At 66.6% G+C, this 9,093-nt stretch carries 7 protein-coding genes and 1 pseudogene; 5 read left to right on the top strand and 3 right to left on the bottom strand.

What is annotated here, in order from left to right:
* Both ACFE99_RS18590 and ACFE99_RS18585 read right to left on the bottom strand, forming a co-directional pair.
* Positions 1 to 377, bottom strand: a pseudogene (locus ACFE99_RS18590) (cold-shock protein); the annotation flags it as partial.
* Positions 378 to 552: 175 nt separating this feature from the next.
* Positions 553 to 1,614, bottom strand: coding sequence for a hypothetical protein (locus ACFE99_RS18585; RefSeq protein WP_375487835.1), 1,062 nt, complete (start codon positions 1,612 to 1,614; stop codon positions 553 to 555).
* Between the two features lie 250 nt (positions 1,615 to 1,864).
* Between ACFE99_RS18585 and glf the strand changes: the two genes are divergently transcribed.
* From glf to zomB, 5 genes are read left to right on the top strand one after another with little or no spacing between them, the layout of a single operon-like run.
* On the top strand, positions 1,865 to 3,076 hold the full coding sequence (gene glf / locus ACFE99_RS18580; RefSeq protein WP_375487833.1) for a UDP-galactopyranose mutase: 1,212 nt from the start codon (positions 1,865 to 1,867) through the stop codon (positions 3,074 to 3,076).
* Entirely contained in the window at positions 3,073 to 5,034 is a 1,962-nt protein-coding gene (locus tag ACFE99_RS18575; protein ID WP_375487831.1) for a glycosyltransferase, read from the top strand. Before glf ends, ACFE99_RS18575 begins: the two co-directional genes overlap by 4 nt.
* A complete protein-coding gene (locus ACFE99_RS18570) occupies positions 5,027 to 5,566 on the top strand; it encodes a phosphatase PAP2 family protein (RefSeq protein ID WP_375487829.1) in 540 nt (179 codons plus the stop codon). Before ACFE99_RS18575 ends, ACFE99_RS18570 begins: the two co-directional genes overlap by 8 nt.
* Positions 5,559 to 6,473, top strand: coding sequence for a decaprenyl-phosphate phosphoribosyltransferase (locus ACFE99_RS18565; protein WP_375487827.1), 915 nt, complete (start codon positions 5,559 to 5,561; stop codon positions 6,471 to 6,473). The genes ACFE99_RS18570 and ACFE99_RS18565 overlap by 8 nt, the downstream gene beginning before the upstream one ends.
* A gap of 28 nt (positions 6,474 to 6,501) precedes the next feature.
* Complete coding sequence (gene zomB / locus ACFE99_RS18560) at positions 6,502 to 8,430, top strand: flagellar motor control protein ZomB (RefSeq protein ID WP_375487825.1); 1,929 nt, start codon at positions 6,502 to 6,504, stop codon at positions 8,428 to 8,430.
* Positions 8,431 to 8,451: 21 nt separating this feature from the next.
* Here zomB and ACFE99_RS18555 read toward each other — a convergent pair whose 3' ends face one another.
* Positions 8,452 to 8,823, bottom strand: a complete 372-nt coding sequence (locus tag ACFE99_RS18555; protein ID WP_375487823.1) for a hypothetical protein — start codon at positions 8,821 to 8,823, stop codon at positions 8,452 to 8,454.
* Between the last annotated feature and the right edge of the window lie 270 nt (positions 8,824 to 9,093).

Genomic DNA, 9,093 nt, shown 5'->3' with positions numbered 1-9,093 from the left:
GTCGTGGTTTTGCCGACGAACACCGGTTCGGTGCCGCGAGGACCGCGCTCCGCCGATCCGTCACGGCCGCTCGATTCCAGCGCCTCCGTCCCGTACCACGGACCCCAGGAACCGTCGGGGCGCTTGGCCCGCACCCGCGCCGAGGTGCCGGTCAAGTCCCCGCCAGTCAAGGCGACCATGGAAAACGGCGTGGACTGGGTGATTTCCCGGACCGTGACGCCACCGCCCAGCCCGATTAGCGGCTGCTGGGCGACGTAAGTATCCGAAGGCCGGGTCGGCGCCTCGCTGCGGCCGGAGCCGAGCGCCCAGGGCACTATCACAGCGGTCGCCACGACGGCGCTGAGCAACATCGTGGGTGCGGGGCGGCGGCACGGCACCAGATGATGTTACGTATGTGTCTCATGTTGCTAATGTTTCGACACGGTGAGACACGGCGATTTTGTCAACAAAGCACGGCAACGGCACCGCAGAGCGTTCGTCCTCGGGTGCCCCCGGGCCCAGCTCCACTCTGCGGTGCCGTCTGGTGACAAGTTCTATGCCACCCGCGCCGCGTTAGGTTGCCGGTGCCGGTGCCGGTGCCGGTACTGCTGCGGCAGCGGCTGGCGCCGCACCCGCGTTGGCGCCTTGGACTGCTTGCATGATGGACGGCATCAGCATTCCCTTGATCAGGTCGATCGCCTGACTTGCGCCCAGCTGGTTGGCGGTGCTCATCACATCACTGATGATTCCGCCGCTGCCACCGCCCGTGCTCGCCGCCGGCGCCGCACCTAACGACGGATCGCCGAGGATCGGGTAGGTGCCGCCCGCACCCGGGTCCAATCCGACGGGCGCGCTGATCGGCACCTCGCCCGGACTGGTGAGACCTGGACTCAGGCCTGCCGGACTCGTCAGCGACGGGTCGATGCCGGTCCCCGGGGTCAGTCCGGCCGGGTTGGCCAGACCCGGCACTGCGCCCGGGCTCGTCAAACCCGGGCTGGTCAGACCGGGATTGGCCAGGCTGGGATCGGTCAATCCCGGCGTAGCCGACGGCGTCGCTGCGCCCGGCGTGGTGAGCCCGGGCGGGGTCAGGCCGGGTGTGGTCGCCCCGGGAGTGGTCGCCCCCGGAGTGGTCAGGCCCGGTGTCGTCGCCCCCGGCGTGGCCAGGCCCGGCGTGGCCGTTCCCGGTGCCGTCATGCCGGGTGTGCCCAGGCCCGGTGTGCCCAGGCCGGGTGTGCCCAGGCCGGGTGTGCCGAGGCCAGGTGTGCCCAAGCCAGGTGTGGCTGCCCCCGGGGCGGTGAGCCCCGGACTAGTGAGGCCCGGACTGGGGAGCCCCGGCGAGGTCAGCCCGGGCGTAGTGAGCCCAGGGGTGCTGGCGGGCGTCATCCCCGCGCCGCTGAGGCTCGGCACCGGCGGCAGGTTGATCCCGAATTGCGACAACCCCTGAGACAGTGCGGACACCAGCTCGTTGGGCAGGTCGGTCGTTACCGCCGCCCGCACGAATTCCCGGTGCTGAGGTGTGGGCTTTGCGTCGGCCGTCAGTTCGGACACCGTGACATAAGCGAAAGGACTCGCGACTGCCAGGGCGGCGACCGCGCTCATGGCTGTCGAGAGCTTGCGTCGACGTCGGTTCGGCACGGAAGTCTCCTCAATCTGGACTATGTGGTGTTCGGCCGACTTGCAGGCGCAGCACGACATGAAGCCGACGTGATTGATGCTACTGGTGTGATTACTGAGACTGGTGTGGCGATATCGAATCGTGAGGCAATCGCGACCTAAGGTGGTTGCAACGCAGCCGCAAAGCCGAGAGCGGGCTGGCGGCGCGCCCAAAAGCCCGCGCGCCACCTATCAGGGTCGGGCCGCGCGGGTCAGATACCCTAGGCAACCGATGACCGCTCGCTTCGACCTCTTCGTCGTCGGCTCCGGATTTTTCGGGCTGACGATTGCCGAGCGCGTCGCCACCCAGCTTGGCAAGCGGGTACTGGTCGTCGAAAAGCGCCCGCATATCGGCGGCAACGCCTATTCGGAGCCCGAGCCGCAGACCGGCATCGAAGTCCATAAATATGGCGCCCACCTGTTCCACACGTCCAACAAGCGGGTGTGGGACTACGCGCGCCAGTTCACCGAATTCACCGGCTACCAGCACCGGGTGTTCGCACTGCACAACGGGCAGGCTTACCCGTTGCCAATGGGGTTGGGCCTGGTTTGCCAGTTCTTCGGCAAGTACTACAGCCCCGACGAGGCGCGTCAGCTCATCAAGGAGCAGGCCGCCGAGATCGAGTCCGCCGACGCGCAAAATTTCGAAGAGAAGGCCATCTCGCTGATCGGGCGGCCGCTGTATGAGGCGTTCATGAAGAACTACACCGCCAAGCAGTGGCAGACCGACCCCAAGGAGCTGCCCGCGTCCACCATCACCCGGCTGCCTGTGCGCTACACGTTCGACAATCGCTACTTCAACGACACATACGAGGGGCTGCCGGTCGACGGTTACACCGCGTGGCTGAAAAACATGGCCGCCGACGAGCGCATCGAGGTGCGGCTGGACACCGACTGGTTCGACGTGCGTGAAGAACTCCGTGCCGCCAGCCCGGATGCTCCGGTGGTCTACACCGGCCCGCTGGACCGCTACTTCGACTACGCGGAGGGCCGGTTAGGTTGGCGGACTTTGGATTTCGATGTCGAGGTGCGTGACACCGGCGACTTTCAGGGCACGCCGGTGATGAACTACAGCGACCTTGATGTGCCCTACACCCGCATCCACGAGTTCCGCCACTTTCACCCGGAGCGGGATTACCCCACCGACAAGACGGTGATCATGCGGGAGTACTCACGGTTCGCCGATGACGACGACGAGCCCTATTACCCGATCAACACCGAAGCCGACCGCGCGCTGCTGGCCGCCTACCGGGCCCGGGCCAAAGCCGAAACCGCCGCGTCCAAGGTGGTTTTCGGCGGGCGGCTGGGCACCTATCAATATCTCGACATGCACATGGCCATCGCCAGTGCACTGAGCATGTTCGACAACGTGCTGGCGCCCCACTTGCGCGACGGAACGCCGCTGACCCAATCCGACAACAACAAGGAAAGCGTCCGCGGATGAGCCCGACCCCTGGCCAGACATCGGCCGACAACAAGGCCCAACACGGCGACGGGACAACGGGTGCTGCGGTAAGCCTGCTGGCCCGGGTGATTCTGCCGCGCCCGGGCGAACCGCTCGACGTGCGCAAGCTCTACCTGGAGGAGTCGACGACCAACGCCCGGCGCGCGCATGCGGTGACACGTACGACGTTGCAGATCGGTGCGGAGTCCGAGGTGTCGTTCGCCGCCTACTTCAACGCTTTTCCGGCCAGTTATTGGCGGCGCTGGAGCAGGTGCAAGTCGGTGGTGCTGCGCACGGAGTTGACCGGCACCGGACGCGTCGACGTCTACCGCACCAAAGCCACCGGCGCGCGGATCTTCATCGAGGGCCGCGGTTTCGAGGGCAGCCCCGAACAGCCGGCGACGCTCGAAATCCCCGTAGGACTTGAGCCGTTCGAGGACGGCGGGTGGATCTGGTTCGACATCACCACCGACACCGACGTCACGCTGTGCAGCGCGGGCTGGTACGCGCCCGATCCGGCGCCGGGCGTGGCCAACATCGCGGTGGGAATTCCGACTTTCAACCGGCCCGGCGACTGCGTCAACGCCCTGCGCACACTGACCGCAGACCCCTTGGTGGACAAGGTGATCGGCGCGGTGATCGTGCCCGACCAGGGCAAGGCGAAGGTCCGCGACCACCCCGATTTCGCTGCTGCCGCCGCACCGCTGGGCAACCGGCTGTTCATCCACGACCAGCCCAACTTGGGTGGTTCCGGCGGCTACAGCCGGGTGATGTACGAAGCGTTGAAAAACACTGACTGCCAGCAGATCCTGTTCATGGACGACGATATCCGCATCGAGCCCGACTCGATTCTGCGGGTGCTGGCCATGCATCGCTTCGCCAAGTCGCCGATGCTGGTGGGCGGGCAGATGCTCAACCTGCAAGAGCCGTCGCACCTGCACATCATGGGTGAGGTGGTGGACCGGTCGAACTTCATGTGGACCGCTGCGCCCTACGCCGAGTACGACCATGACTTCGCCAAATTCCCGTTGAGCGACAACAATATTCGCAGCAACCTGCTGCATCGGCGCGTCGACGTCGACTACAACGGCTGGTGGACGTGCATGATCCCGCGCCAGGTCGCCGAGGAACTCGGACAGCCGTTGCCGCTGTTCATCAAATGGGACGACGCCGATTATGGGCTGCGGGCCGCAGAGCACGGCTATCCGACCGTCACGCTGCCCGGCGCCGCAATCTGGCACATGGCGTGGAGCGACAAGGACGACGCGATCGACTGGCAGGCCTACTTCCACCTGCGCAACCGGCTGGTGGTCGCGGCCATGCACTGGGACGGCGACATCATCGGCCTGGTGCGCAGCCACCTCAAGGCAACGCTGAAACACCTTGCCTGCTTGGAATATTCGACGGTGGCGATCCAGAACAAGGCAATCGACGACTTCCTGGCCGGCCCGGAGCACATCTTTTCGATCCTGGAATCCGCGCTGCCCGAAGTGCACCGCATCCGCAAGGCCTACCCCGACGCTGTCGTATTGCCAGCGGCCAGTGAGCTGCCGGCGCCGGCTCAGAAGACCAAGCCGATGAAGCCGCCGGTGCATCCACTGGCCATCAGCTACCGGCTGGCCCGCGGCACCCTGCACAACCTCACCAAAGCCGACCCGACGCATCACCAGCGCCCGCAGCTCAACGTGGCGACCCAGGACGCCCGGTGGTTTCGGCTGTGCATGCTCGACGGCGCCACGGTCACGACGGCCGACGGCCGCGGCGTGGTCTACCGGCAGCGCGACCGAGCCAAGATGTTCTCGCTGTTGTGGCAGTCGCTGCGCCGTCAGCACCAGCTGGCGAAGCGGTTCGATGAGATGCGCAGGACCTACCGCGAAGCGTTGCCGGTGCTGTCCAGCAAGCAGAAGTGGGAAACGGTGCTGCTGCCTGCAACACCCAAAACGCCGGCACATGGCTGAGCTGGCCGCGCCGCGCGGCGAAGTGGCGGCAGTGGTGGCGGTTCAGTCGGCGCTGGCCGGCCGACCCGGTGTGCTGGCCGCAGCCCGGGGGCTGTCGCACTTCGGTGAGCACAGCATCGGCTGGCTGGCGGTGTCGCTGCTCGGCGCGCTCCTGCAACCGCAGCGGGCCCGGGCCTGGCTGCTGGCCGGGGTCGGTGCCTTCGCCGCACACGCGGCGGCGGTGCTGATCAAGCGGCTGGTGCAGCGACCGCGTCCCGACCATCCGGCTGTTGCGGTCAACGTCGGCACTCCCAGCCGGCTGAGCTTCCCGTCGGCGCATGCCACCTCCACCACCGCGGCGGCCATCTTGCTGGCTCGAGCCACCGGGATGCCGCTGCCTGCCCTGTTGGTGCCGCCGATGGCGTTGTCGCGGATACTTCTGGGCGTGCACTACCCCAGTGACGTGGCCACCGGCGTCGCCGTCGGCGCTGCCGTCGCGAGCGTTGCCGTCCGGGCAGACAAGCGCCTCAACGGTGGGTTGGCCGGTGAGTGAGGATGTGGTGCCGGTGACCGGGCCCCCGGCAAACCTGATCGTCGGCGTGGTCAAGGCAATCCGCCCGCGGCAGTGGGTGAAAAACGTGCTGGTGCTGGCCGCGCCGCTGGCGGCGGCGGGCCGTGGCATGCACTACGACTACGTCGACGTGCTCGGCAAGGTGGCCGTGGCGTTTGTGGTGTTCTGCCTGGCCGCGTCGTCGGTGTATCTGATCAACGACGCCCGCGACGTCGAAGCCGACCGCGAGCACCCCACCAAGCGGTTCCGGCCGATCGCTGCCGGTGTGGTTCCCGAGTGGCTGGCGTACCTGCTGGCGGCGGTGCTGGGAGTGGCGTCGCTGGTAATCTCGTGGTGGCTGACCCCGAACCTGGCGCTGGTGATGGCCGTCTACATCGGCATCCAGCTGGCCTACTGTTTCGGCCTCAAACATCAAGCGGTGATTGACATCTGCATTGTGTCGTCGGCGTATTTGCTCCGTGCCATCGCCGGCGGCGCGGCGGCCGATATCCCGCTGTCGCAATGGTTTTTGCTGGCGGGCGCATTCGCTTCACTGTTCATGGTTGCCGGCAAGCGCTACGCCGAGCTGGTGGTGGCCGAGCGCACCGGCGCCAAGTTTCGTAAATCGCTGGAAACCTACACCAGCACATATTTGCGGTTCGTGTGGACGATGTCGGCCACCGCGGTGGTGGTCTGCTACGGGCTGTGGGCGTTCGAGCGCGACGGCTACTCCGGCTCGTGGTTCGTCGTGTCGATGGTGCCGTTCACCATCGCGATCCTGCGCTACGCGGTCGACGTCGACGGCGGGCTGGCCGGGGAACCCGAAGACATCGCACTGCGTGACCGGGTACTCCAGCTGCTGTTTCTTGCGTGGATAGGAACAGTCGGTGCTGCTGTTGCGTTCAGCTAGTCCCCGCGTCGCCGTGGCCTCTCCCGGGGTGACGGCCGTGGTGGGGCCGCGGTTTGCGTACGACGCCACGGTGCGGATCAGCCTGTGGGTGAGCGTGATCGTGGTGGCGGTGCTGTTCGGCTGGGGCGCCTGGCAGCGACGATGGATTGCCGACGACGGCCTGATCGTGCTGCGCACGGTGCGCAATATGTTGGTCGGCAACGGGCCGGTTTTCAATGCGGGCGAGCGCGTCGAGGCCAACACCTCGACCGCGTGGACCTTCATGTTGTATCTGGGCGGCCTGGCCGCCGGCCCGATGCGTCTGGAATACGTGGCGTTGGCGTTGGCCTTGGCGCTCAGCGTGATCGGGGTGGCGCTGCTGATGCTGGGGGCGGGCCGGCTGTATGCGCCGAGCCTGCAGGGACGACGGGCGGTGATGCTGCCGGCCGGGGCCCTGGTCTACATCGCAGTGCCGCCGGCGCGCGACTTCGCCACCTCCGGTTTGGAGAGCGGGCTCGCGCTGGCCTACTTGGGTTTGCTGTGGTGGATGCTGGTGTGCTGGTCGCAAGCGTTGCGGGTCCGCCCGGAGGGGCGGGCGTTCACCGCGGCGCTGGCCTTCGTTGCCGGCTGCAGCGTGCTGGTGCGTCCTGAGCTGGCGTTGATCGGCGGCGGCGCCCTGATCATGATGCTGATCGCCGCCCGGGGCTGGCGGCGGCGCGCGCTGATCGTGGTCGCCGGCGGGCTGCTGCCGGTCGGCTACGAAATCTTCCGGATGGGTTACTACGGGTTGGTGGTGCCGGGCACCGCGCTGGCCAAGGACGCCGCGGGCGACAAATGGCCCCAGGGCATGATCTATCTGGCCAACTTCAACCGGCCCTACGCCTTATGGGTGCCGGCGCTGTTGTTACTGGCGCTCGGGGTGCTATTGACGGCCACCCGCGCCCGTCCCTGGTGGATTCGCCACGAGGCACCGCGCGGTTACGGGCGGTGGGCCCGAGCGGTGCAAAGCCCGCCTGCCGTGGTCGTTTTCATCCTCGTCAGCGGGCTGCTGCAGGCGCTGTATTGGATACGCCAAGGCGGCGATTTCATGCACGGTCGGGTCTTGCTGACACCGATTGTCTGTTTGCTCGCGCCGGTGGCGGTGGTTCCGGTGGTGTTTCCCGAAGGCACCAGGTTCTCCCGGGAAACCCGGTATGTGCTGGGCGGCGCGGTGAGCGCGCTGTGGCTGGCGGTCGCGGGCTGGTCGCTTTGGGCGGCCAACTCGCCGGGAATGGGCGACGACGCCACCCGGGTCACCTATTCGGGCATCGTCGACGAGCGCCGGTTCTATGCGCAGGCCACCGGGCACGCGCATCCGCTCACTGCGGCGGATTACCTGGACTACCCGCGGATGCGTGCCGCGCTGGTGGCGATCAACAACACGCCCGCCGGGGCGTTGTTGTTGCCGTCCGGCAACTACAACCAGTGGGACATCGTTCCGGCGGCCCCGCCCCCACCGCCGCGGCCGGGAGCTCCAGCTGCCCCCGAAAAGGGGCCGCACACAGTCTTTTTCACCAACATCGGCATGGTCGGGATGAACGTCGGGCTAGATGTGAGGGTGATCGACCAGATCGGGTTGGCAAATCCGATCGCAGCGCACACCGCCCGGCTGAACCACGGCCGGATCGGTCATGACAAAAACCTGTTTCCGGACTGGGCGATCGCCGAAGGCCCGTTCGTCGGTGTTCCACCGTATCTGGACGCGGCGTGGGTCGAACAAGCCCGCGCGGCGCTGAAATGTCCCGCTACCCAAGCGGTGCTCAGCTCGGTGCGCGCACCGATGGGCCTGCATCGGTTCATGTCCAATTTCGTGCACGCCTACCAGTTCACCACGTACCGCATCGACCGGGTTCCGCTCTACGACCTCATCCGATGCGGTCTGACGGTGCCCGAATCCGGTGCCCCGGTTTACACCGGCTTCCCCGCGACCGGGCCGTGACGAGTCGGTTGGTCGTTGTCGTCAGTCAAGTCTGTATTGGAGTGCTGCGCTTCTCTCAGCGCGCCCCGTCGTCGTGGTCATCGTCGCCCTCGTCATCCCGGTAGTAACCTTGAGCGCCAAGGTGTTTAGCTGCCAGTCAGGATCACGCACACTCGGCGGAAACGACGCTCTTGTGATCACCTCGATCTCAGGAACCGCCTCGAGCCCGTCCGGCAGGTGATCGTCGAGAAGGCGGGTGAGCCTTTTCGAAATGCGCTGATGCCATAGGTGCGGACGCGGCGACATGATGAGTGTCCCCTCACTGAGTTCCCACCGCCGCGTCGGGTCGAGTTCAAGCGCGTTCCACTGCTCGAGGCTCAGCAAGCCAGGAGGCAAGTGCGCGGGGTCGGACACTGCGCCCTCCTTTCGCCATGGAACTCGAATACGTGCAGATCACGCGCAACGGCGATCACATCCGAGGCTTGCGAGCACCACCGACAACCAATGCGCACCTGGGCGGCTGCACCGACTTTGCCGGGCAGGAACAAGATCCGTGACGCGTGGCGACGACATATTTCCCACGCCTCTTCCAGCGGTGGTCCAACCTCGCGTCCCGATCGAGGCGATGGCACACCGGCTCGCCACGGCTGACGGGCATGCCCTTTATAAGCAACGCAGCCACAT

Source organism: uncultured Mycobacterium sp., assembly GCF_964249325.1.
Classification (GTDB): Bacteria; Actinomycetota; Actinomycetes; order Mycobacteriales; family Mycobacteriaceae; genus Mycobacterium.
The sequence above is the reverse complement of the archived record's forward strand: the minus strand, read 5'-3'. Positions and strand labels throughout refer to the sequence as shown.